Origin of the sequence: Rhodoferax sp. (assembly GCF_044236835.1) — a bacterium.
Classification (GTDB): domain Bacteria; phylum Pseudomonadota; class Gammaproteobacteria; order Burkholderiales; family Burkholderiaceae_C; genus Allorhodoferax.
Genome location: NZ_JBIIGC010000003.1, coordinates 205,978 through 227,875, shown reverse-complemented (window position 1 = coordinate 227,875; position 21,898 = coordinate 205,978). Strand labels below are relative to the sequence as shown.

21 protein-coding genes are annotated in these 21,898 nt (G+C 64.7%); 5 read left to right on the top strand and 16 right to left on the bottom strand.

Annotated elements, in window-relative coordinates; all coding sequences use genetic code 11:
- Positions 1 to 62: 62 nt before the first annotated feature.
- The 16 genes from pufC to mnmA form a co-directional block, all read right to left on the bottom strand.
- Positions 63 to 1,091, bottom strand: a complete 1,029-nt coding sequence (gene pufC / locus ACILRC_RS04060) for a photosynthetic reaction center cytochrome PufC (protein ID WP_395668068.1) — start codon at positions 1,089 to 1,091, stop codon at positions 63 to 65.
- Entirely contained in the window at positions 1,091 to 2,062 is a 972-nt protein-coding gene (gene pufM, locus ACILRC_RS04055; RefSeq protein ID WP_395668067.1) for a photosynthetic reaction center subunit M, read from the bottom strand. The genes pufC and pufM overlap by 1 nt, the downstream gene beginning before the upstream one ends.
- A gap of 20 nt (positions 2,063 to 2,082) precedes the next feature.
- Positions 2,083 to 2,910 carry a photosynthetic reaction center subunit L gene (gene pufL, locus ACILRC_RS04050; RefSeq protein WP_395668066.1) on the bottom strand — a complete coding sequence of 276 codons (828 nt, stop codon included), beginning with the start codon at positions 2,908 to 2,910 and terminating at the stop codon, positions 2,083 to 2,085.
- Between the two features lie 121 nt (positions 2,911 to 3,031).
- The gene (gene pufA / locus ACILRC_RS04045; RefSeq protein WP_395668065.1) at positions 3,032 to 3,220 is read right to left on the bottom strand and encodes a light-harvesting antenna LH1, alpha subunit; all 189 of its coding nucleotides are present in this window, start codon (positions 3,218 to 3,220) and stop codon (positions 3,032 to 3,034) included.
- A 15-nt stretch (positions 3,221 to 3,235) separates the two neighbouring features.
- Positions 3,236 to 3,460 carry a hypothetical protein gene (locus ACILRC_RS04040; protein ID WP_395668064.1) on the bottom strand — a complete coding sequence of 75 codons (225 nt, stop codon included), beginning with the start codon at positions 3,458 to 3,460 and terminating at the stop codon, positions 3,236 to 3,238.
- A gap of 24 nt (positions 3,461 to 3,484) precedes the next feature.
- Complete coding sequence (gene pufB, locus ACILRC_RS04035; protein ID WP_395668063.1) at positions 3,485 to 3,628, bottom strand: light-harvesting antenna LH1, beta subunit; 144 nt, start codon at positions 3,626 to 3,628, stop codon at positions 3,485 to 3,487.
- A gap of 147 nt (positions 3,629 to 3,775) precedes the next feature.
- Positions 3,776 to 5,254, bottom strand: a complete 1,479-nt coding sequence (bchZ, locus tag ACILRC_RS04030) for a chlorophyllide a reductase subunit Z (RefSeq protein ID WP_395668062.1) — start codon at positions 5,252 to 5,254, stop codon at positions 3,776 to 3,778.
- A 2-nt stretch (positions 5,255 to 5,256) separates the two neighbouring features.
- Positions 5,257 to 6,825 carry a chlorophyllide a reductase subunit Y gene (bchY, locus tag ACILRC_RS04025; protein WP_395668061.1) on the bottom strand — a complete coding sequence of 523 codons (1,569 nt, stop codon included), beginning with the start codon at positions 6,823 to 6,825 and terminating at the stop codon, positions 5,257 to 5,259.
- A 30-nt stretch (positions 6,826 to 6,855) separates the two neighbouring features.
- The gene (locus ACILRC_RS04020; RefSeq protein ID WP_395668060.1) at positions 6,856 to 7,869 is read right to left on the bottom strand and encodes a chlorophyllide a reductase iron protein subunit X; all 1,014 of its coding nucleotides are present in this window, start codon (positions 7,867 to 7,869) and stop codon (positions 6,856 to 6,858) included.
- On the bottom strand, positions 7,866 to 8,804 hold the full coding sequence (gene bchC, locus ACILRC_RS04015; RefSeq protein WP_395668059.1) for a chlorophyll synthesis pathway protein BchC: 939 nt from the start codon (positions 8,802 to 8,804) through the stop codon (positions 7,866 to 7,868). Before bchC ends, ACILRC_RS04020 begins: the two co-directional genes overlap by 4 nt.
- A 75-nt stretch (positions 8,805 to 8,879) precedes the next feature.
- On the bottom strand, positions 8,880 to 10,052 hold the full coding sequence (locus ACILRC_RS04010) for a methyltransferase (RefSeq protein WP_395668058.1): 1,173 nt from the start codon (positions 10,050 to 10,052) through the stop codon (positions 8,880 to 8,882).
- Between the two features lie 4 nt (positions 10,053 to 10,056).
- Positions 10,057 to 10,959: a polyprenyl synthetase family protein gene (locus ACILRC_RS04005; protein WP_395668057.1), complete on the bottom strand. Its 903-nt coding sequence runs from the start codon at positions 10,957 to 10,959 to the stop codon at positions 10,057 to 10,059.
- Between the two features lie 226 nt (positions 10,960 to 11,185).
- The gene (gene bchO / locus ACILRC_RS04000) at positions 11,186 to 12,091 is read right to left on the bottom strand and encodes an alpha/beta fold hydrolase BchO (RefSeq protein ID WP_395668056.1); all 906 of its coding nucleotides are present in this window, start codon (positions 12,089 to 12,091) and stop codon (positions 11,186 to 11,188) included.
- Positions 12,088 to 14,028 carry a magnesium chelatase subunit D gene (locus ACILRC_RS03995; protein WP_395668055.1) on the bottom strand — a complete coding sequence of 647 codons (1,941 nt, stop codon included), beginning with the start codon at positions 14,026 to 14,028 and terminating at the stop codon, positions 12,088 to 12,090. Before ACILRC_RS03995 ends, bchO begins: the two co-directional genes overlap by 4 nt.
- Before the next feature lie 41 nt (positions 14,029 to 14,069).
- On the bottom strand, positions 14,070 to 15,101 hold the full coding sequence (bchI, locus tag ACILRC_RS03990; protein ID WP_395668054.1) for a magnesium chelatase ATPase subunit I: 1,032 nt from the start codon (positions 15,099 to 15,101) through the stop codon (positions 14,070 to 14,072).
- A gap of 28 nt (positions 15,102 to 15,129) precedes the next feature.
- Positions 15,130 to 16,275 (bottom strand): tRNA 2-thiouridine(34) synthase MnmA, encoded by a 1,146-nt coding sequence (gene mnmA, locus ACILRC_RS03985; RefSeq protein ID WP_395668053.1) that lies wholly within the window; start codon positions 16,273 to 16,275, stop codon positions 15,130 to 15,132.
- A 32-nt stretch (positions 16,276 to 16,307) separates the two neighbouring features.
- Between mnmA and ACILRC_RS03980 the strand changes: the two genes are divergently transcribed.
- From ACILRC_RS03980 to tcuB, 5 genes are all read left to right on the top strand, one after another.
- Positions 16,308 to 17,270: a LysR substrate-binding domain-containing protein gene (locus ACILRC_RS03980; RefSeq protein WP_395668052.1), complete on the top strand. Its 963-nt coding sequence runs from the start codon at positions 16,308 to 16,310 to the stop codon at positions 17,268 to 17,270.
- An 83-nt stretch (positions 17,271 to 17,353) separates the two neighbouring features.
- Positions 17,354 to 18,109, top strand: a complete 756-nt coding sequence (locus tag ACILRC_RS03975; protein WP_395668051.1) for an SDR family oxidoreductase — start codon at positions 17,354 to 17,356, stop codon at positions 18,107 to 18,109.
- A gap of 110 nt (positions 18,110 to 18,219) precedes the next feature.
- Entirely contained in the window at positions 18,220 to 19,200 is a 981-nt protein-coding gene (locus ACILRC_RS03970) for a Bug family tripartite tricarboxylate transporter substrate binding protein (protein WP_395668050.1), read from the top strand.
- 78 nt (positions 19,201 to 19,278) lie between these two features.
- Complete coding sequence (gene tcuA, locus ACILRC_RS03965) at positions 19,279 to 20,718, top strand: FAD-dependent tricarballylate dehydrogenase TcuA (RefSeq protein WP_395668049.1); 1,440 nt, start codon at positions 19,279 to 19,281, stop codon at positions 20,716 to 20,718.
- Positions 20,705 to 21,895 carry a tricarballylate utilization 4Fe-4S protein TcuB gene (gene tcuB / locus ACILRC_RS03960; RefSeq protein WP_395668048.1) on the top strand — a complete coding sequence of 397 codons (1,191 nt, stop codon included), beginning with the start codon at positions 20,705 to 20,707 and terminating at the stop codon, positions 21,893 to 21,895. The genes tcuA and tcuB overlap by 14 nt, the downstream gene beginning before the upstream one ends.
- Positions 21,896 to 21,898 lie beyond the last annotated feature (3 nt).

Here is a 21,898-nt window from a genome sequence, read left to right as displayed (position 1 = left end):
TCCAGGTGGGGGTGAACAGGGGAGACAAAAAGCCTCTGCCATGGGGCAGAGGCTTTTGTGACTTACTGCTTGGCCAGTGTCAGCAGCTCCGGGTGGTCCTTGGCCATTTGCGCGCCGTACAGAGGCTTGAATGCGCCTTGGTGGCAGGTGGTGCAATTCACTTTGGCTACGTCCCCGGTGGGCCCCAGGCGGTTGGCGGGGAAGGTCTTGGTCAGCGGCGTCAGGTAGTCGTTGTTGATGTCGCGTGCCATGCGGATGCCGTGCCAGGCGGTTACGCGTTGGGGACGTGATTCGGACCAAGACGCGAAGTTGCGGGTGTTGTGGCAATAGGTGCAGTTCACACCCAGCGACTCCGACATATGCATCATCAAGCCATAGGTATGCTCGGCCTGTTTGGTCGAGGTCCGGTTGGCAGTGGCGCCGCGCACCACCAGCGCTTCGTCGCTGTTAAGGCGAATCTCAGATGCGTTTTTCAGGTAAGGCGTGTAAGGGTCAAAGGGCAGGGAACTCAGGCCCACCGACAAGGCCGGTTGGTTCTGACCGGCCAGGTCGCCCAGCACACCACCAGCGTACTTACGGTCCTTGGGCGCGAACCATACTTGCGTCGGAACGTTGTTTCCACGGTGGCAGGTGTGGCAGGTCACGCCGGTGTCGCCCACGTGGGATTTCCAGTCGGCGTTGATGCGTTGCGTCATCTGGATCATGCGCCGCGCCACCACTTTGGTGTACTTGCTGTCATCGGCAAAGTTCTCGCCGTTGTGGCAGTAGGCACAACCTGCGTCTGGCGCCACCCACTGGGTGATGGACGCCATGTGGCGGCTGAACTCAGCGACGCTGAGGTCGCCTAGGAGCTGCACATTCTGGTACACATCTTTGGCTTTGGGGCCGTCCGGGCTGGCCGCCTCCAACGCCGGTGGTGCGGTGTTGAGCTTGGCCTCTTTTGCCAGGGTGCGTGGGTTGTAGATTTGCTCCATGCCGGTTCCGCGATAGCCGGTTTGCACCGTCTCGATGGGGGGGCGCTCGCAGCCGGAGAGCAGTGCCACCAGCAGGGCGCCGGCAGCGATCGCAAGGGTTCGGATAGAGGGGTTCATTACTTGGCTCCCATCAAAGCGGGGTCGGCGATCAGCGGCATGGTCAGCGGGTACTCGGGCACCACATGGTGTTTGACCGACCAGAGGTACCAGTTGTCCACCACGGTGCCGGTCAGCAAAATGCCGATACCACCCACCAGCGGGCACAGCACTGCAAACCACCAGGCCCAACGGTGAATCGACTCCATCGTGGCGTTAAAGCCCATGGTCCAGCGCCAGAACAAGGCGGCGCGCTCGGAGGCGGTACCGCGGTCGACGATTTGTTCGATCTCGCGCTCACCGCCAAAGCGACTGACCGCCAGAATCGTTGCACCGTGCATCGCAAACAACAGCACCGAGCCGTACAGGAAAACAATCGACAGCGCATGGAAGGGGTTGTAGAACAGGTTGCCGTAGCGCAGCGATATGGCCGACACCCAGTCCAGGTGCGGGAAGATGCCAAAGGGCACCGCCTCCGACCAGCTTCCCATCATGATGGGGCGGAAGAATCCGCACACCAGGTACAACCAGATGGCCGCAGCAAACGCCCAGGCCACATGGGTGCCCAGCCCAAGCTGGCGTGCGCGGCGGTAGGTGCGTGCCCACCACAGCAGCATGGAGACGGTCAGCATGAAGCCGGTGATCAACCACCAGCCGCCTTGCGCCAGCGGTGGAATACTCAAACCGTAGCCCGGTGCCGGGGGTTCGAGGGCCAGCCAGAAGAGCTGGCGGATGAGCTGGATGGGATTCCAATCGACCGAGGCCAACATGTTGAAGCCGATGATGTTGAAGGCAAAGGTGCCAAACAGCAGCGACGCCACGCCCAGCGAGCCGAGGTACACCGGTCCGATCTGTGCGTTGCCGATGCGTCCGAGCAGGTGCACCAGGAAGGGTGTGCCGGAGCGTTTCCAGTCGCCCTTGGGCAGGGGTACGCCGTCGTGCAGCGGGCCCACTGGCTGCACTGCGGTAAAGAGGTTTTGGTATTGCGCCATTGTGTGTCTCCTTGTCGCCTTTAGCTACGCCAGATGGGCATGTTCAACCACCAGCCCCACCACTCGGGCCAGGCACCGGTCCAAAACGGACCGCTGACCACGATGCAAACAATGCCGAACCACACCCCGGCCAGTGCCAGGAACAGGCCCAGGCGGTGGATGCCCAGGGTGCCAACCGAGTAGCCGATCAGGTCGCGGAAAAAAGTGTCTTCGTGCTCGGGGGTTTTGACGGCCTGCCCCGCTTTGGGGTTGGTGGCCGAGAGCACCAATGCACCGTGCATGGAGAGCGCCAACACGGTGGCAAAGAACAGCGTGACCGCAATCATGTGCCAGGGGTTGTAGTGAAAGTGCAGGTACTGGTAGGCGGTGTTGCTGACCCAGTCGAGGTGGCTGTAAATGCCGTAGGGGAAGGCGTGGCCCCAGGCGCCCATGAGCACCGGGCGAATCACCTGCAGCGACACATACGCCAAGATGGCCATGCTGAAGGCCACGGGCACATGCAAGCCCATGCCCAGCTTGCGGCAGATCTCGACCTCACGCAGCGCCCACGAGACAAAGGCCCCGATGGCGCACACCGTGATGATTTGCCAGATGCCACCCTCTAGCATGGGCGCAAAGCGCAGCCCATACGACAGGTCAGGCGGTGCGATGTTGATTTGCCAGAGGTTCCAGGTCGGCCCCATGGCCGCGCCCCACAGAATCATTGCCGTACCGGTCAATGTGAAAAAGAGGGTTGTGATCCCGAAGAATCCAACGTAGAACGGACCGACCCAAAAATCAAACAGGTCGCCCCCGATCAGGGTTCCACCGCGCACGCGGTACTTACGTTCAAAGCTCAGCATGGACATTTTGCATCCTCCGACCCCTATGCGGTCAAGTTGGTCCCAGCGCGGTGAGAGTCAAAAAAATCAGGAGACAGACGCACCGCCCGAGAGCGGGTACGTCTGCCGGAATGAACGACCGAAGTCGTTACTTTTGCGGCAGAGCCGCATTCTGTGCAGCCGCTGCGGCCTTGACCGTATCGGGATGCCAGGTGTTGATGTTGTAACGATCGCTGCTGATAAAAACCAGATGGATCGTTGCAGAGATGAAGGCAATCAACAGTCCGGTCAGAACGATTGCCTTGCGTGGATCGACCACACGCCAAATGCGCCACATAGGAATTTCCTTTCGTTAACTCAATTGAGAGATCACGGTGTACACAGCAGATTTCACGCTGACCAAAGTGGTCTTCGTGCCCTCTGCGCCAGGCAGCCACTTGCGCCAGTTCAGCGCCAGCAATTGCCCCACCACGGCAAGCGTCATGAAGATGCAAAAGATCACCACAAATATCACCCGGTAGCCATTGAGGTGGCTGTCGGAGACAAAGGACGGATCATTGACGTGTTGTTGGTTCATATACACCTCTAAGCGTGGTTCTTGTTAGAACCAGGGACGCCAAATCCACACCAAGCTGTGCGCAAAAAATGCGCCAGCTGCCCACAGCAGGTAACCCTGGATGTAGTACTTGTGGAACTCTTGCGCTTCTTCGTCTGTCAGCCCTGAAGGATTCGCTGATTCAGTCATCGTTAGCACCTCACTCAAAATGCCTTTCGGCGTTACGCCCTGCCTTTGCAAGCACGGCCCTCATCGCCAGCGTGACGTGCACACCAGCGTCCTCATGCCCGGTTGCCCGGACATTTGTGCAGTCACTCATCCACTGCAACGCGCAGTTCATGCGGTCGCTCCAGCGTTTGAATGTCCGAACAACTCTGCAAAGCGTTTGGCCTCTACACCGGCACGCCCTGTCTCTCTTGCGTCTCTTTCTGCGCGGTCGCGCATCTGCTTGGCCGCGGAGATGCGCACCAGCACCGGCTGCGCTTCCAGCAGTTCTTCCATCAATGCGTGGGCGCCCGGCTCCCAGGCCAAGGTTTCGGTGCTGGCGGCGCGGCCCGGCGTGGCTTCGATCTTGTCGAGCTCGGTGCCCAGCGGCAGGATGTGAAACAGCGCATCAAACAGGGCGTTGCAAAACTCTTGAATGATGTAAGTCGCACCGGCATAACCCATGAACGGCGTGCCGGTGTGGCGGCGGATGATGGGCAGCGGAAAGCTCGCCGGAATGAAGGTGGTTTTCATCATTCCACCGCCACCGATCTCTGCCAGGTAGATGCGTTCGTTGTAGCTGCCGTACAGCACCAACGGTGTCTTCTCGGCCACCAAGCGGCGGACTTCGGCGTTGTCCGTTTTGTTTCCGGCTGTGCGGGCCACTGCGAAGTTGCAGGGCAGGCCCATTTCATCTTCGAGAAAGTGGCGGATGCCGCGGGTGTAGGTTTCGTTGGCCACCACGCCGAAGTTGGCGGTGCCGAAAAAGTCTTGGGTGACCGAGCGCCACAGGTCCCAGATGGGCTTGATGGTGGTGTGCTTTTCGCGCTCGATAAAGGGCTCCGGGTCCAGTCCCAACAGCTCGCCCAGCGAGCGCAGGAACTTGGTGGTGCTGTGCAGGCCGATGGGCGCTTGCAGGTAGGGCCGCTCCAGTGCCTCGCACAGCAGGCGGCCAAACTCGCGGTACATGCAGATGTTGACGTCTGCCTCGACCAAGCGCGAGACATCGGCCAGGTGGCTGCCCAACGGGAACACCATGTTGACTTCGGCGCCGATGCCTTGCACCAAGCGGCGAATCTCAGCAAGGTCGCTGGGAGAGTTGAAGGTGCCGTAGCTGGGGCCGATGATGTTGACGCGGGGCTTCTCGCCCGGCTTGCGCTCCGCCAACGGTGTGCGTGCCGGCACATGGCGCAGGCCGTACTGTTGCCACAGCCAGTACATGGCGCGGTTGGCGCACTGCCACTGGTCTTCGTCGATCGTGCGTGGCAAAAAGCGCTGCAGATTGGTGCCCTCGGGCGTGACACCGCCACCGATCATCTCGGCAATCGAGCCGGTCACCACCACGGCGGGCAAATCAGGGTCGAGCGCGGCGTGGGCGCGGCGCATGGCGCCTTCGGTACCCTCGCGGCCCAGTTGTTCTTCGGCCAAGCCGGTCACCACGATGGGCAGCTCGTGCGGGGGCAGGGCGTCGGTGTAATGCAGCACCGACGTGACAGGCAAGTTCTCGCAACCCACGGGGCCGTCGATCACAACTTGCAGGCCCTTGATGGCGGTGAACACATACACCGCTCCCCAATAACCTCCAGCGCGATCGTGGTCGAGTACCAACATGATCAGACCATCGCCTCCGCTTTGCGCTTTTTCAGAAGCTTTTCGAGCTGGCGTTTGGTTTCGGCTTTGAACTCTGGGCGGTCTAGCGGTACGCCGTTGGCACCTTCCCAGACGCCGGCACTGTGGCCCGAACCGGTGTCGCCGAAAAAATCTTTCATGGCATCAAAGCGCGCCTTGTTGCCGATGGCGGCGTTGATGACCGTGGCCAAGGAACCTGCACCTGCCGGGCCCATGAGTGGGCGCGCAGAAATCAGGTTGGTGAAGTACAGCGCCGGAATGCTCAACTCTTTGGCGGCTTGCACAACGGGCGTGGTGCCAATGGCCAAGTCGGGTTGGTACTCGCGCACCGCCGACAGGTCGTCTTCCAGCGAGGCGCGGAACTGCACCTGCACACCGCGCGCTTCCAGCCATTCGCGGTCGGGGTCGCTCCAGGCGGTGCGGGGGCAGGCGCTGCCCACATAGCGCAGATCGGAACCACTTTCGACCAGCAGACGTGCCACCAGCAGCTCCGAGCCTTCGTAGCCACTCAGCGTGATGCGGCCCCGGATGGGCATTTTGGACAGACCGGCCCGGATGGCAGGCAGCATCATGTTTTTAACCACATCGATCTTGGCCTGGGGCACGTTGGCAGCGTTGCCAATCGCCTGCAACCAGGCTTCCGTGCCGTCGTGGCCCACGGGTGCGGAGCCGACCACGGTGCGGCCCGCGGCTTCAAATTCGCGCACGCTGGCGGTGTAGAACGGGTGAATGGCAGCCACCGCTGCGCAGTCCAGCGCGGCATAGAGCTCGCGCCATTCACGGGTGGGCACCACCGGGCCTGCAGCCAAACCCATGGGTTCGAGCATGCGACCGATGATGACGGGGTCGGCGGGGAACATCTCGCCCAGCATGGCAATGGTGGGCTTGTCGGCGCGGCCGGTGCGGGGTGCTTGCACCGGCCCGGCCATGATCTCTTCGCGGGCGTACTTCAGCATGGCACCGGCCAGAACGTCTTTGGCCTCGGCGTGGGTGGGCACACCAAAGCCGGGCACGTCAATACCGATGATGCGCACGCCGTTGATGTCTTTGGGCAGCAACTGCAGTGGCACGCCGCTGGCGGTGGGTACGCACAGGTTGATGATGACGATGGCGTCGAGCAAGGCAGGGTCGGCTTGCTGGTAGACCGCCTCGCGGATGTCTTCAAACAGCTTGCCAGTCACCAGCGACTCGGAGTTGAACGGCACATACCCAACGCTGCGCCGCGCGCCATAAAAGTGCGAGGTAAAGGTCAGCCCATACACGCAGCAAGCCGAGCCCGACAGGATGGTGGCGGTGCGCCGCATGCGCAGGCCCACACGCAGGGAGCCGAAGGCCGGGCACATGCTTTGGGGCTGGTCGTGCGGACCCGCGTCGGGCTTGGCAGGGTAGTCTTTGGCGTACTGCGCCAGCACCTCGGACTTACCAGAGGCTTTGGCGGCAGCCAGCATCTTTTCACCCCCGGCGTGGCAGCCCATTCCGTCGCCCTCGATCGCGGTGCCGGGCTGGGCCGCTGGGCTGGCGGGTGCCGCAACAATGGGAATGGTCTTGGTCATGGTGTGCGGCGATGGACTGGGGGCTTGCGCTCAGACTTCGTCGTAGACCACTTCGAGCGTGGGCTTGGTGTTTTCGGTCTTGCCACACATATCGAACTGGGTGGCAGGCTCGAGCACCACATCGCGGCCTACGGAGGCAGCGGAGAACAGGCCCAGCAGTGCGTCTTGCGTCATGGGCTTGGGGCGCACCGGCAGCGAGGTACCTACGTTGTCGGCCAACTCTGCAAACATGGGGCCCCACACCGAGTCGGGGCGGCCAATGATTTCGTAGCTGGCGCTCTTGCGGCGGATGTCTTCGTTGGCAGGAATGGTGGAGAGCACCGGAATACCCACCTGCTGGGCAAAGTTGGCGGCCTCACCGGTGCCGTCGTCGCGGTTAATCACCATGCCGGCCACGCCCACGTTGCCGCCGAGTTTGCGGAAGTACTCCACGGCGGAGCACACGTTGTTGGCGACATACAAGGACTGCAAGTCGTTGCTGGCCACCACGATCACCTTTTGGCACATGTCGCGGGCGATCGGCAAACCGAAGCCGCCGCAAACTACGTCGCCCAAAAAGTCGAGCAGCACGTAATCAAAGCCCCATTCGTGGAACCCCAACTTTTCTAGCAACTCAAAGCCGTGAATGATTCCGCGGCCGCCGCAGCCCCGGCCCACCTCGGGCCCACCGAGTTCCATCGCGTAGACGCCGTCGCGCTTGAAGCACACATCACCAATGGACACCGCTTCGCCTGCCAGCTTTTTCTTGGACGAGGTCTCGATGATGGTGGGACAGGCGCGTCCACCAAAGAGCAGGCTGGTGGTATCGCTCTTGGGGTCGCAGCCGATGAGCAGCACTTTCTTGCCCTGCTGCGCCATCATGTAACTCAGGTTGGCCAGCGTGAAGCTTTTGCCAATGCCGCCCTTGCCGTAGATGGCAATGATTTGGGTTTCTTTGGTCACCGCGCCGGTCGCTACGGGTGCGGGCTCTTGCGCGGCTTCAGTACGCAAAATTTCGCGCATGAAGTTCATGGGTGCCACCGAGGGGATAGAACTCGAACTCATGGTGCGTCTCTCCAATCAAGAACCATCTTCAAACAGGCGGCGTCGCCAAATGCAGTGTGGTAGGCGGCGTCGGCGCGGCCTGCGGTTTCGTGGTGGGTGATCAAACCGTCGAGCGACAGTTGGCCGCTGGTGGCCAGCGCGATGACGGCAGCCAAGTCCTGTGGCGCCCACTGGGCTGCCACGCGGATGCGGGCCTCGCGCATGAACGCGGCGGGAAAACCAAAGGACAGCGGCGCGTCGTAAAACCCGGCCAGCACCACCTCGCCGCCGGGGGCGAGCCTGGCGATCAAGCTGTCGAGCAAGGCGGCGTCGCCGCTGACATCGCAAATGCAGCGGTAGTCGCGCCGGGTGTCGGTGCTGGGGTCCACCACCGTGTAGCCGACGGCGCCATCGCGGCGGCTGGGGTTGGTCTCCCAGACAGTGGGCGCGGCCCCGGCAACGACGGCCAGGCGGGCGATCAAGCGACCCAGCACGCCGTGGCCCACGATCAAGTCAGGTTGCTGCGCCAAAACGCCCGAAGCCACATGGTGGGCGGTGGCCGCCAACGCAAACAGCGCTCCGCGCTCGGCCAGGTGGTCGGCGATCGGCAATGCGCGTGCAGAGGGAACCACCAAGCGCGCTGCCGAGCCGCCAAAGAGGTTGCGCGCATCCTTAAAGCACTGGGAGCCGGGCACAAACACCCGGGTGCCTTCTGTCAGGCTGGCTTGCGCGCCAGCGCGCACCACCCGCCCCACGGTTTCGTATCCGGGCACCAGCGGGTAGCCCATGCCGGGAAAGGCGGGCATGGTGCCGTCCCACAAGAGTCGCTCGGTGCCGGTACTGATGCCGGTGAACTCCACTTGCACTTCCACGTCGGCCGGGCCCAGATCGGGCAGGGCCAGCTCCAAAATCTGCAGGGATTTGGGGCTTTGGAAAACGACGGCGGGCGCAAACATGGTATGTATGGTTACATTGACAATGCGCTATGTCAATAAATATTTACGTTAGGTAAAATAAGTGCACTGCGAACCTTACGGTTTGCGTGCGACCAGGATTTGCGTCTGTAGCGGCATGGGGTTGGCGAGCAACTCCATGCGGCAAAAGCCGGCTTGTGCCATCAGGCCCATGAGCTCGTTGGCCGTGCGCAGTCGCCCCGAACCCATGGCCAGCAGGTAGAAGTGGAAGTAGGCGTCGCCCTGGGGTGGTTGGTTCGGTTCCTGGGCCATGGGCTCGGCCAGCAACAAGGTGCCGCCAGCGGGCAAGGCGGCGAAAATGCCGCGCAGAATCTGGCGGACATCGTCGTCCGGGTGGTCGTGTGCCACACGGATCAAGGTGGCCAGGTCGGCGCCGCTGGGCAAGGGGTCGCGCAAAAAGCTGCCCTTAGTGACTGCGCTGCGTGTCTCCAGGCCTTGGCGTGCGAAGTTGCCCTGTGCGAGTGCCGCTACCTGCGGCAGGTCGAACAACTGGAGTTGCAGATGGGGGGCGTGCCGGGCCAGGCGTGACAAAAAGGTGCCTTGCCCGCCGCCCACATCCAGTACGCAGCGGTGGTTGCCAAATGCATAGGTGGCCAGAATTTCATCGACCACAAAGGGCTGCGATGCCGACATCAGGTCGGAGTAGCGCGCAATCTTTTCGGACTGCCACTGGTGCTTGGCGGTGTCGCGTTCCGCATCCAGCGCATAGGGCCAGTACTGCGCCATTTGCCCCTCGGGTAACTCGTCGCGCAGCAAGGCCAGCGGGTCCTGCATGTCCTGGTAAAGCACCGCGTGGTGCTCGATCATGGCGCGGATGCCCGCGTGCCCAGCCACTGGCGCGCCCAGGGCGCCTAGGCCGTAGCGGGCGCCGCCGCGCATTTCCAGCAGGCGCAGAGCCAGCGCCGATTGCAGCAGGCGTTGCAGGCCACTCGCCGGTGTGTTGCAAAGCTGCGCCAGTTCTTCCAGCGTGCGGGGCTGTTGGGCCACGGTTTCCAGCACCCGCAACCGAACGCAGGCCAGCAGCACTTGCGAGTACACAAATCCGGCCATCAGGTCAAACACCTGGCGGGCACGCCGGCGGGTGATCCAGCGGGTGAGCGGGTTGCTCGTGCTCCAACGGTACATCGCTTCGCTGGTCATCCAGCGGTCAATCCGGGCAAGGATGCGGTCACGCAGAGGCGAGCTGCGCTGCTGCGCCGCAGGGGGCGGCGCGAGGTCCAGCGTTTTCATGGCCTTAGCCTGCTGCGGCTGGCGCTTGCGCACCAGCGTTGCGGTACGCGTTGCAGGCGGCGCGCGGCACCAAGCGCTCGGATTCTTGGCGCACCAAGGCGCGCATCTCCTGCGCGCTGGCACCTTCGGGCACAGCGTCGACCGCCGCTTGGATCAGCGACTCGAAGTGGGCGATCGCACCGCCCAGCCCGAGGTTGGCAATCGCATTGGGGCGGGCGTGCTGCGCGTCTTGCCCGACCGGTTTGCCCAGCAGGTCGGCCTGCCCCATCACATCGCGAATGTCATCGGCGACCTGGTAGGCCTCACCCAGGCACTCGCCCAGGTCGCGCCAGGCGTCGGGGTCCGCACCGGCGCTCAAGGCACCGGCGCAGGTGGAGGCAACAAACAGTGCGCCCGTTTTGGCGCGCTGGTAGTCCACCAGCGACACCCTCGACTCCGACTCCCAGGCTTGCCCGGCCACGATGCCAAAAGGCATGCCCACACCGCTGGCGACGATGTTGAGCAAGGCAGGCAATCGCGCGGGCGATTGGCCTGCCGCCTTGGCCAGCGTCTGGAAGGCCAGCACGATCAGCGCGTCGCCGGCCAGCACCGCGAGGCTTTCGCCGTAGGCCCAGTGCACCGAGGCGCGGCCACGCCGGGTTTGTGCGTCGTCGAAACAGGGCAGATCGTCGTGCACCAGGGAGGCGCAATGCAGCAGCTCGATGGCCACCGCTGCCGCCTCGGACAGCGCCGGGTCGTCCTGCCCGCAGGCCTGGGCCACCGCCAAACAGAGCTGCGGGCGGATGCGTGCGCCGCCAGGAAAGACCGCGTGGCGAATTGCACCGGCCAGTTTGGGTGGACAGCCGGGCGCCTCGCCGGAGGCAAGCGCCAAGGCCAGCGACTGCTCGATACGGGTAATGGCTTTCATGGGACCTCCGAGGTGTGGACTGCAGGTATTGGGAAATGACAACCTAAGTTACCACTTTGTAATGTCAATCAATATAGACACATGGGATGCGGGTGTCAACGGTGGTTTCCGCCTGGGGTGGTCAGACCGATCGGTTGAAGGGGGTAGTCAGCGCATTTTGCGCTGTGGGGTCGCGCAGCGGATGCTGCTCCGTGGGTGGTGGTCGGCTTTCGCCGAGTGGCGCAGCCTAAGGCTGACGTGCCAGATGCAGCACGAGTTCGGCCACCTGCTCAGGCTGCTCCTCATGGGCCAGGTGCCCAAGCCCCTGCAGGCGGTGCATCTGCGTGATGGACCGCAAGGCGTTCACCTGCAAAATCCGCTCGGTGCTACGGGGTGGGACGATGAGGTCGTTGGTGCCCACCAGCAGGTGCAGCGGCACCGTCAGCCGGGGCAGGTCGGCCCACAGCGTGTGCAAATCCCAATTGGCCACCATGCCCAAGGCGCCTGCTACATGGCCCGGGTTGGCGGTGAGCCGCCGGTACAGGGCGCGGCCTCGCGGGCTGAGTCGGGAGCCGGTGCCGTCCAGCAAGCGCTGCAGCACCGAGGGCTTGGCCGCGCGCCAGGCAAACACCTCGGGCACGTAGGGTGCCAGCGCCAGCACCTTGGCCAGCGGCGAAAAAACCTGCCCGGCCCAGCCGTCCAGTGGTACCAGCGCGCCATTGACCGACACCACGCCTTGCGGCGCCAGCAGGCCGTCCAGACAGCCGCGCACCGCCAGCGCGGCCCCAGCTGAATGCCCCACGATCCAGTCTGGCGCAAAGGGCAGCACCTGCAATAGGTCGGCCAGGCTGCGTGCCATGCCGGGCAAGGAAAACACGGGTGAGGAAGGTCCGCCCGGCGGCATGGCGGAAAAGCCGTGGCCGGGCAGGTCCAGCGCCAGCACGCTGCAGTGGGGTGCAAGTAGCGGCACCAGATCACGCCAACTGTGGGTGGAGGCGCCCGTGCCGTGCAAGAGCAGCAGCTTGGGCGCTGCATCCGACGCATGGGCAAACACCTGCAGATGCCAGCGCAACCCGCCGCCTTCGACGAACCGGCTGGCGGCGCGGTGCGGCCAGTCGACGCCGTCGCTGTCCCACTGCAGCCGCGCGCTCATCGGCTTGGCGCGGCCAGGCTGGTTGCGCTGCGCACCGCCTGTGACAGGCCTTGCGCGGCGGCGTACGGCAAGGCAAGGTAGCGCGCACCCATGTCGGCGGCCAACGCTTGGGCCACCATGTGGGGCTGGGCCGAGGTGTCGAGCACCAACGCGGTCAGCCCGGCCAAGCGCACGGCGCGCGCTGCGTCGCTGGCGTCGAGCGCCGCCTGCGCCCTGCCAGGCGCACCATTGCGGGCGATGTTGCCGCGCCCGTCGGTCAAGAACACCAGGATGGGCGTGTTCCCTTTGCGGCGGATTTGTTCGCCCAAGGTGCGTGCCGCGTCGATGCCGCTGGCCAGCGGAGTACCACCCCCGCCGGGCAGGCCAGCGAGGCTGCGCTTGGCGCGTGCCAGCGAACGGGTGACCGGCAGCAGCAACTCGGCGCGGGTGCCCCGAAACGCCAGTACCGCCACGCTGTCGCGGCGCACATAGCAATCGGCCAGTAGCAGCTCGACAGCGCCCTTGGCCTCGGCCAGCCGGTGCAGTGCGGCCGAACCGGATGCGTCCACCACGAAGACGGTGGTGGTCTGGCTGAACTGGCGAAAGCGCGTGACATGAAAGTCTTCCTTGCGGACCTGAATGCGGGGCGCTGCAAGGCGCTGCGTCTGTCGCTGCAACCAATCGCGTCGTCGCAGGGTCTGCCAGGGCGCCGCGGCGCGCAGGGTTTCGATCAGGTTCAGGCGCTGCCCGGCGCGGGGCTCGCTGCGCCGCGCGCCTATGGGGCGGCCCCGGAGCTGGCTTTTCTGCACCGCGCCCGCACGCCCTGCCGAAGGCGCTTTGGCGCGGGCTACTTGTGCGATCTTGAGCGCCGCCAACAAACCGGCGGGGATGGCCGCCTGGGCTGCGTCCAGTACGCGCTCCTCGAGTGGGCGCTGCTGTGTGGAGTTGGGCGGATCCACGGGCGGGTGGTTGTCTTGGGTGCCGGGCTCGGCCGGGCTGGCGCTGACTTGTGTCGGTGGCTCGACTTCCGCTAGCTGAGGCTGCGATTCGCCCGACTCGGCTGGGGCCGGATTGGCCTCTTGCGGATTTGCGATCGCTGGGTCCGCAGGCGCGGGGTTGTCTGCCGCGCTGGCGTCGTTGGCCACTGTGTCGTCAGAGCTGGGCAGGCGGGTGGCGCGGGGTGCGATCACCAGGCGGGCCGCCAGGGCGATGTGCTCCTCCTCCACCTGGGTACAGCCGGCCAAGGCGGCGGCAGCGCGCGCGACACGCAGGGCAAACAGCGGGGCGCGCAGCGAGTCCACGCCCAGCGCCCAGGCCGCCGCGCACAGTGCCTGCACCGCTGCAGCATCGGCATCCACCTGGGCCAGCAGGGTGCGGGCTTGGGCAAGCTCTTCGGGCGTCCAATCGATGCTGGGTGGGTTGGGGTCAGCGTCGGCGTTGGTGCCACCGCTTGCATCCGCGCCAGTGAGCACCAACCGAAAAGCCAGGCGCTCCAACAACGCGGCAGGAAGTTGCTCCTCATCGGACACGCCCTCATCGAGGGCGACCACGCCCAAGTGGGCGGGTGTGCGCTGGGTCAGGCCATCGCGCTCCAAGCGAATTTCTTGGTTGTCGAGCACCGCGCAGAAACGGGCAGCGGCGTCTGCGCCCATGCGCTCGGCCATGGCCAGTAGCACCACGCCGCCATGGGCTTGCGCCAATAGGCCTGCGCGGGCCACCGGTCGTCCCGCTTGCAGGGTCGCGCCCAGGTCCAGGCCTCCCAGCAGCGCCGTGTCCGTGGCGTGCAGCGGCACCCGGCGCAGCGCTGTTCCAGCAGGAAGAAGCGTGCGCAGCAGCGACAGCCAGGCATCGCGCTGCGGACCGGCCGGGCCGCGCAATGCCACGCCACCCAGGCCCACCGGGTCCACCGCCAACAGGGCTGCGATGGTGGCGGCGTCACCCTGGAGCATGGGGTGCATGGCGGAGTGCATGGGGCGCTGCGTTCTGGCGGGCTGCGCCCTCAGGCCGCCAAAAGTTCGGCCACCGCGCGGTCCACCCGCGTCGATGAGCCGGAGTCGTCCAGCGGGTTACGCCGCAGGCGGTGGCGCAGCGCCGGCGCGGCCACTTTGCGCAGATGCTTGTCGCCGACTTGGGCATCACCGTGCAGGGCCGCAAAGGCGCGCGCGGCACGGATGAGGGTGAGGTCGCCGCGCAAGCCGTCGGTGCCCAAGGCCATACAGAGTTTGGCTGCCGCTTCGCGGACGCTGTCGGGGATGGCCACCGACTTCAGGCGTTTGCGCCCGGCGACGATGCTGCGCCGGGTGCGCTCGTCTTCCTTTTTCCACAGCGCAGAAAAGCCCTCGGGGTCGCGCTCGAAGGCATCGCGGCGCTTGACCACCTCGACCCGTTCGGCCAGGGTCTGCGGTGTTCTGACTTCGACCGACAGGCCAAACCGGTCCAGCAACTGCGGGCGCAGCTCGCCTTCTTCCGGGTTGCCACTGCCGATGAGCACAAAGCGGGCAGGGTGGCGTACGCTGAGGCCTTCGCGCTCGACCACGTTTTCGCCAGAGGCGGCCACATCGATGAGCAAATCGACCAAGTGGTCTTCCAGCAGATTGACTTCGTCGATGTACAAAAACCCGCGGTTGGCGCGCGCCAGTAACCCCGGCTCGAAGGCCTTGGTGCCCTGCGACAGTGCGCGCTCCAGGTCGAGAGCGCCCACCACACGGTCTTCGGTGGCGCCCAAGGGCAAGTCGACCACCGGCACCGACACCAAGTGGCTGGGAAGCACGGTCTTGCCCTGCGCGCGCAGCGCGTCGCAGTCGGGGCACTGGGTGTTGCTGGCGGTGGGGTCGCAGCCGTAGCGGCACCCCACGACCGCGCGCATCTTGGGCAACAGCGCAGCCAAGGCGCGCACTGCAGTCGATTTGCCGGTGCCCCGGTCGCCAAACACCAGTACGCCGCCCACGCTGGGGTCCACCGCACAGACCAAAATTGCCAGCTTCATTTCGTCTTGGCTCACGATGGCGGAGAAGGGAAAGGTCAGTGCCATGGCAGGGGTTTCCGTGGGTGGTGGTGCGTCATGGGGTGGGTAAAAGTGCGGTGGCTTGGGGGTGCGGTTGGGGCAGTGTAATCAGGCCACCGCCCAGGCACACCTCGCCGTCGTAGACCACGGCCGATTGGCCGGGCGTGACCGCCCATTGGGGTGCGGCAAACGCCAGCGCGAAGGTTTTGGCGGCAGTGGGCTGCAGTTGGCAAGGCGCGTCGCTTTGCCGGTAGCGGGTCTTGGCGGCCAGCGGGGCCGCAGTGGGCGGTGTGCCGGCGATCCAGCTGGCCTCTTGCGCGCTGAGGGAGTCTGACAAAAGCCATGGATGGTCGTGGCCTTGCACCACCCACAGCGTGTTGCTGTCCATGTCTTTGCGGGCCACAAACCAAGGCGCGTGGTCGCCGCCGCCGCGCTGCGCGCCCTTGGCTTTGAGCCCGCCAATGCCCAAGCCCTGGCGCTGGCCCAGGGTGTAGAACGACAGCCCCACATGCTGGCCCACCGTGCGGCCTTTGGAGTCTTTGATGGGGCCGGGCTCTTTGGCGATGTAGCGGTTCAGAAATTCTCTGAACGGGCGTTCGCCGATGAAACATATGCCGGTGGAATCTTTCTTTTTGGCGTTGGGCAGGGCGATGGCGTCGGCAATGCGGCGCACCTCGGTCTTGTGCAGCTCGCCTACTGGGAAAAGGGTGTTGGCGAGTTGGGCCTGGTTCAGACGGTGCAAGAAATAGCTCTGGTCTTTCGATGCGTCCAGCCCCTTGAGCAACTCGTGGCGGCCGGTTGCTGGGTTGTGGCGCACACGGGCGTAGTGGCCGGTGGCGATCTTCTCGGCGCCCAGCCGCATGGCGTGGTCCAGGAAAGCCTTGAACTTGATTTCCGCGTTGCACAGGATGTCGGGGTTGGGTGTGCGCCCAGCTTGGTACTCGCGCAAGAACTCGGCAAACACCCGGTCCTTGTAGTCGGCAGCAAAGTTGACGTGCTCGATCTCGATGCCTAGCACATCGGCCACAGCGGCGGCGTCCACAAAGTCGATGTTCGAGGAACAGTATTCGCTGTCGTCGTCGTCTTCCCAGTTCTTCATGAAGATGCCGACCACCTCGTGCCCCTGTTGTTTCAACAGGTGCGCGGTGACTGCGGAGTCGACCCCGCCACTGAGTCCGACGACAATGCGTTGCTTGGCCATAAACGGTAGATTGGTGTGCGATTATCCCCGCCATGGAACTTCGCCAACTCAGGTACTTCGTGCGCGTGGTGGAGATGCGCAGCATCAGCCGTGCCGCGCTGGACCTCAACCTGGTGCAGTCGGCGCTGAGCCAGCAGATCACCCGGCTGGAGGGCGAGCTATCCACCCGGCTGCTGCAGCGCAGCGCGCAGGGCGTGAGCCCGACTGAGGCTGGCATCGCCTTCTTTCGCGAAGCGCAGCTCACCCTGCGCCACGCCGAGCAAGCGGTGCGCTCGGCGCAGCACGCGCGGTTGACCGGCTCCGTCAGCGTGGGGCTGGCGCCCACCACGGCCTCGGTGCTCGGCCTGCCCTTGGTGCGTGCCATGCGCGAGCGTTACCCCGATGTACGACTGCACATGGTGGAGAGCCTCTCGGGCCACCTGGCCGACATGCTCAACGCCCGCCAGTTGGACCTGGCAGTGCTGTTTGATACGCCCCTCAAAACCGGCCACAACGCCAAGGCCGCGCGCCGCTGGAGCGTCTTGAACCTGCTAGAAGAAGACCTGTACTTGATCGCATCACGCCAACATGCACCCGAGCGACACGCCAAGACGATGCCGCTGACCAGTCTGGGCGCGCGACCGCTGATATTGCCCACCGGACCCCACGGTTTGCGCAGCACGCTGGACGCCGCTTTCGCTCAGGCCAAGGTGGTCCCGCAGGTGGTGTTAGAGATCGACTCCTTGCCGATGCTGATGGAGGCGGTGGACTCTGGGCTGGGCTGCACCTTGCAGCCGTGGGCCGCCGTGGGTCGCTTTGCCGATGCGGCCAGCCGCTTCACCATGGCGCGCATCACCCGCCCCAATGTCAAACGCCAAAACGTGCTGTGCAGCCTGTCGGACGACGAGCTTTCCCCGGCCGCGCTGGCCGCCCGAGTCGTGCTGGGCGACTGCGTGCGCAGCCTGGTGGCGCAAGGCCGTTGGGTGGGCGCGGGCTTGTCCCATCACGGTTCGTGATACCCCCATAGCGCCAGACCCCTGCACGCGGCGCGTGCCATTGCCTACAGTGCGCCCCAACCACCGCACAACAAGGAGACACGATGGACCTGGGACTTGCAGACAAAACCGCACTGGTGACCGGCGCGTCCACCGGCATTGGCAAAGGCATTGCCCTGGCGTTGGCCGCAGAAGGGGTGCAGCTGGCCATCTCAGCGCGCCGCGTCGCCTTGCTGGAGGAAGTGGCGAGCGAGATCGTAGCTGCGGGCGGCAAGCGCCCCGTGGTGATCGAGTCCGACCTGTACCCCGACGATGCGGCGGCCAAACTCGCGGGCGCCGCCCTCGCGGGCCTGGGGCATGTGGACATTCTGGTCAACAACGCCGGCGGCTCGCGCAGCTTCAAAGAGTTGCATGTGGACGAAGAGCGCTGGCAAGAGGCCATCACCCTGAACTTCCACCGCCCGCGCCAGGTCGCCGACGCGCTGGTCGACCAGATGATTGCGCGCAAGTGGGGCCGCATCATCAACATCACTGGAAAAAGCGAGCCCGAGCACACCAACGGCGCTTTCTGCGCCAAGGCGGGTTTGCACAGCTGGGCCAAGGGCCTGTCGCGCATGGTGGGTCCACATGGCATCACCGTGAACTGCGTGCCACCGGGGCGCATTCACTCCGAACAGATTTTTCGCAACTACACGCCCGAGTACCGCCAGTGGCAGTGCGAGAACGAGATTCCGATGGGCCGCTACGGCGAGCCCGAGGACCTGGCCAACCTGGTGGCATTTTTGGCCTCGCCGCGTGCCAGCTACATCACCGGCGCAGTGATTCCGGTGGACGGCGGCTTGCGCAAATACCAGTTTTAGGCGCCAATCGCACACCACCGAAGACGCGGCATTGCGCCGGGACACTGCGTCAACATTCGGGTGCCACCACCCCGGCCTGAGTTACCCACAACACACAACAGGAGACCACCATGACCATGATCAACCGCCGCGACGCCATCGCACTGGCCGGTGCCGCAATGCTGCCTGCGCTGCAGGCCCGCGCCCAATCCAACTGGCCGACCAAGCCCATCCGCTTTTTGGTGCCCTTTGCACCAGGTGGCACCTCCGAGATCGTGGCCCGCTCGGTGGCGGCGGAGTTGACCAAGCAACTCGGCCACAACGTGTTTGTGGAGAACAAGCCTGGCGGCGCCGGTGTGATTGCCATGCAGGAAACCGCCAAGGCCGCGCCCGACGGCCACACCATCATCCTGGGCCACGTGGGTACGTTGGCGGTCAATCCCTACATGCTTTCCAACCAGCCGTACGACGTGAACCGCGACTTTGTTCCGGTGACCTTGCTGGCCAAAGTGCCCAATGTGTTTGTGATCCACCCGGATGTGCCGGCCAAGAATTTCCGCGAGTTTGTGGCCTATGCCAAGCAGAACCCCGGCAAGCTCAACTACGGCTCGGCTGGCAACGCCAGCGCGGGTCACTTGGCGATGGAGTACCTCAAGCTGGTCACGGGCATGTACATGACGCACATTCCCTACCGGGGCACCGGCCCGCAGCTCACTGATTTGTTGGCCGGGCGCACCCAAGCCTCGTCGGCGGGCATGCCGGCACTGGGCGCGCACATCCGCAGCGGCGCTTTGCGAGCGATTGCGGTGGGCACCCAAAGCCGCATCTCCGCGCTACCCGATGTACCCACCGTCGCCGAGATGGGCTACAAGAATTTCGAGACCTCGCAGTGGTACGGTATCTTGGCCCCAGCAGGCACGCCGGCCGACATCGTTAAGAAGTTGCAGGAAGAGTCCTACAAGGCGCTGCGGTCGAGTGCGGTGACAGAGCGGTTTGCCACCGACAACGCCGTCGGCGGCGGTGGGCCGGCGGCCGAGTTTTCTACTTTCATCAAGAGCGAGCAGACGATTTGGAGTGACATCGTCAAGCGCGCCAGCATCAAGCCGGATTGAGCGTTGCGCGCCAACGGCGCAGTACAGAGCAGAGGCGGCGCGGGTTGGCCATTTTCGCGCCGCAGTGACACCGGGGTATTGGCCCCTTACACAGGAATCGACGTGACAGATGTGCTGGTCATCGGTGGGGGCAATGCTGCGCTGTGCGCGGCGCTGATGGCGCGCGAAGCGGGCGCCCGTGTGCTGGTGTTAGAAGCCGCACCCCCAGCCTGGCGGGGCGGCAACTCGGCCCACACCCGCAACCTGCGTTGCATGCACGATACGCCGCAGGACGTGCTGGTGGAACGCTATTCGGAAGAAGAGTTCTGGCAAGACTTGCTCAAGGTCACGGGTGGCCAAACCAATGAGGCACTGGCCCGCCTGGTGATTCGCGAGTCTGCCACCTGCCGCCCGTGGATGCGCCGCCACGGCGTGCATTTCCAACCCTCGCTCTCAGGTGCCTTGCACACCGCGCGCACCAACGCATTCTTTATGGGCGGCGGCAAAGCGCTGATGAATGCCTACTACCGCAGCGCGCAGGCGCTCGGCGTGCAGGTGCGCTACGAGGCGCCGGTGGAGCGCATTGAGCTCCAAGACGGTGCGTTTGTGGCGGCCTACGTGGGTGATGAACGCATCACCGCCCAGACCTGTGTGCTGGCCTGCGGCGGCTTCGAGTCCAACCGCGAATGGCTGCGCCAAGCCTGGGGACAGAACGCGCAGGGCGAGTGGCCGGTGGACAACTTTGCCATCCGTGGCACACGCTACAACCAGGGCACGCTGCTCAAACAGCTCTTGGAGTTGGGGGCCGACGCGATTGGCGATCCGACCCAGGCACACATGGTGGCCATCGACGCGCGCGCACCCTTGTACGACGGTGGCATTTGCACCCGCATCGACTGCGTGTCCCTGGGTGTGGTGGTCAACCGCGAGGCAAGGCGCTTTTACGACGAGGGCGAAGATTTCTGGCCCAAGCGCTACGCCATTTGGGGTCGCCTGGTGGCGCAGCAGCCAGGGCAGGTGGCGCACTCCATCATTGACGCCAAAGCGGTGGGCCGCTTCATGCCGCCGGTGTTTGCCGGCGTGCAGGCCGATTCCTTACCTGAGCTGGCCCGGCGCATCGGGCTCGACGTTGACACTTTCATGCACACCCTTAACGACTACAACGCCGCCTGCCGCATCGGCACTTTCGATCACACCACGCTGGACGACTGCCACACGGACGGCATCCTCCCCGCTAAAACGCATTGGGCCCGGCCCATCGACACGCCGCCGTTTTTTGCCTACGCGCTCAAGCCGGGCGTCACTTTCACCTACCTGGGACTCAAGACCGACGCGACATCGGCGGTGCACTTTGCAGGAGAACCCAGCCGCAACCTGTTTGTGGCGGGGGAAATGATGGCCGGCAATGTGTTGGGTAAGGGTTACACCGCGGGTGTGGGCATGTCGATTGGCACGGCGTTTGGGCGCATCGCCGGGGTGCAGGCGGCTCGCGCCGCAGGTTACGCCACCGAATGGGAGGCAGGCCGTGCTGTCGCTTGAAGCGCTCGCCCGCGAGGCCCAAGCGCTGGCCAATGGTGGCGGGGGCGTCGGTGGGCATGCGACGCTGTCGGGTCCCGAAGCCGAGGTCGCGCGCCAAATGCACATCTGCAATGCCTGTCGCTATTGCGAAGGTTTTTGCGCCGTGTTTCCTGCCATGACGCGCCGGCTGGAGTTCGCCAAGGCTGACATCCACTTCCTGGCCAACCTGTGCCATAACTGCGGCGCCTGCCTGCATGCCTGCCAATACGCGCCGCCGCACGAGTTTGGGGTCAATGTCCCGCGCGCGATGGCCCAGGTGCGGGTTCAAACCTATGCGGACTACGCCTGGCCTGGCGCGTTGGGCGCGCTCTACCAACGCAACGGTCTGGCCGTCTGCATGGCGCTGGCTGGCGGTTTGGCCTTGTTTTTGCTGCTGGCCCTGGCCTGGCACGGCACGCTGTGGGGCGCGGTGCCTGGAGGTAACTTTTACGCCATCTTCCCGCACAACTTGTTGGTCTCGCTGTTTGCGCCGGTGTTTGTCTTCGTGGTGCTGGCGCTGGGCTTGGGGGTGCGCCGGTTCTGGCGCGATATCACCCCTGCAACCTCGGGTGCGCCACTGCGTTCCCATGCTGCGCGCGAGGCAACTGCGCAGGTGCTGACCCTGAAGTACCTCGATGGCGGGCACGGCCAGGGTTGCAACAACGAGGACGACGCCTGGACCCTGTCGCGCCGCCGGGCGCACCACCTGACGTTTTACGGATTTTTGTTGTGTTTTGCGGCCACCAGCGTGGGAACCATTTACCACTACGCGCTGGGTTGGGTGGCGCCTTACGACCTGCCCAGCCTGCCCAAGCTGCTCGGTGCAGTGGGCGGCGTGGCCTTGTTGGTGGGCACAGCGAGTTTGCTCGCCCTTCACCTGCGCCGCCATCCGCTGCACGGGGATCCTGCGCAAAAGCCGATGGATCTGGGGTTCATCGCTCTGCTGTTTTTGACCAGTGCCACGGGCTTGGGCCTGTGGTGGCTGCGGGGTACCGCTTGGATGCCAGCGCTGTTGGCGGTACACCTGGGAGTGGTGATGGCCTTGTTTGTGACCCTTCCCTATGGCAAGTTTGCCCACGGCGTATTTCGTACCGCCTCGCTGTTGCGCCATGCGGTGGAGCGGCGCCAGCCCAACCGCTTGGGCTTGGGCGAGGACTGAACG

Excerpts from the sequence above, each read along its gene's own strand:
- pufC (WP_395668068.1), bottom strand. The coding sequence starts at position 1,091 with ATGAACCCCTCTATCCGAACCCTTGCGATCGCTGCCGGCGCCCTGCTG.
- pufM (WP_395668067.1), bottom strand. The coding sequence starts at position 2,062 with ATGGCGCAATACCAAAACCTCTTTACCGCAGTGCAGCCAGTGGGCCCG.
- pufL (WP_395668066.1), bottom strand. The coding sequence starts at position 2,910 with ATGTCCATGCTGAGCTTTGAACGTAAGTACCGCGTGCGCGGTGGAACC.
- pufA (WP_395668065.1), bottom strand. The coding sequence starts at position 3,220 with ATGTGGCGCATTTGGCGTGTGGTCGATCCACGCAAGGCAATCGTTCTG.
- ACILRC_RS04040 (WP_395668064.1), bottom strand. The coding sequence starts at position 3,460 with ATGAACCAACAACACGTCAATGATCCGTCCTTTGTCTCCGACAGCCAC.
- pufB (WP_395668063.1), bottom strand. The coding sequence starts at position 3,628 with ATGACTGAATCAGCGAATCCTTCAGGGCTGACAGACGAAGAAGCGCAA.
- bchZ (WP_395668062.1), bottom strand. The coding sequence starts at position 5,254 with ATGTTGGTACTCGACCACGATCGCGCTGGAGGTTATTGGGGAGCGGTG.
- bchY (WP_395668061.1), bottom strand. The coding sequence starts at position 6,825 with ATGACCAAGACCATTCCCATTGTTGCGGCACCCGCCAGCCCAGCGGCC.
- ACILRC_RS04020 (WP_395668060.1), bottom strand. The coding sequence starts at position 7,869 with ATGAGTTCGAGTTCTATCCCCTCGGTGGCACCCATGAACTTCATGCGC.
- bchC (WP_395668059.1), bottom strand. The coding sequence starts at position 8,804 with ATGTTTGCGCCCGCCGTCGTTTTCCAAAGCCCCAAATCCCTGCAGATT.
- ACILRC_RS04010 (WP_395668058.1), bottom strand. The coding sequence starts at position 10,052 with ATGAAAACGCTGGACCTCGCGCCGCCCCCTGCGGCGCAGCAGCGCAGC.
- ACILRC_RS04005 (WP_395668057.1), bottom strand. The coding sequence starts at position 10,959 with ATGAAAGCCATTACCCGTATCGAGCAGTCGCTGGCCTTGGCGCTTGCC.
- bchO (WP_395668056.1), bottom strand. The coding sequence starts at position 12,091 with ATGAGCGCGCGGCTGCAGTGGGACAGCGACGGCGTCGACTGGCCGCAC.
- ACILRC_RS03995 (WP_395668055.1), bottom strand. The coding sequence starts at position 14,028 with ATGCACCCCATGCTCCAGGGTGACGCCGCCACCATCGCAGCCCTGTTG.
- bchI (WP_395668054.1), bottom strand. The coding sequence starts at position 15,101 with ATGGCACTGACCTTTCCCTTCTCCGCCATCGTGAGCCAAGACGAAATG.
- mnmA (WP_395668053.1), bottom strand. The coding sequence starts at position 16,275 with ATGGCCAAGCAACGCATTGTCGTCGGACTCAGTGGCGGGGTCGACTCC.
- ACILRC_RS03980 (WP_395668052.1), top strand. The coding sequence starts at position 16,308 with ATGGAACTTCGCCAACTCAGGTACTTCGTGCGCGTGGTGGAGATGCGC.
- ACILRC_RS03975 (WP_395668051.1), top strand. The coding sequence starts at position 17,354 with ATGGACCTGGGACTTGCAGACAAAACCGCACTGGTGACCGGCGCGTCC.
- ACILRC_RS03970 (WP_395668050.1), top strand. The coding sequence starts at position 18,220 with ATGACCATGATCAACCGCCGCGACGCCATCGCACTGGCCGGTGCCGCA.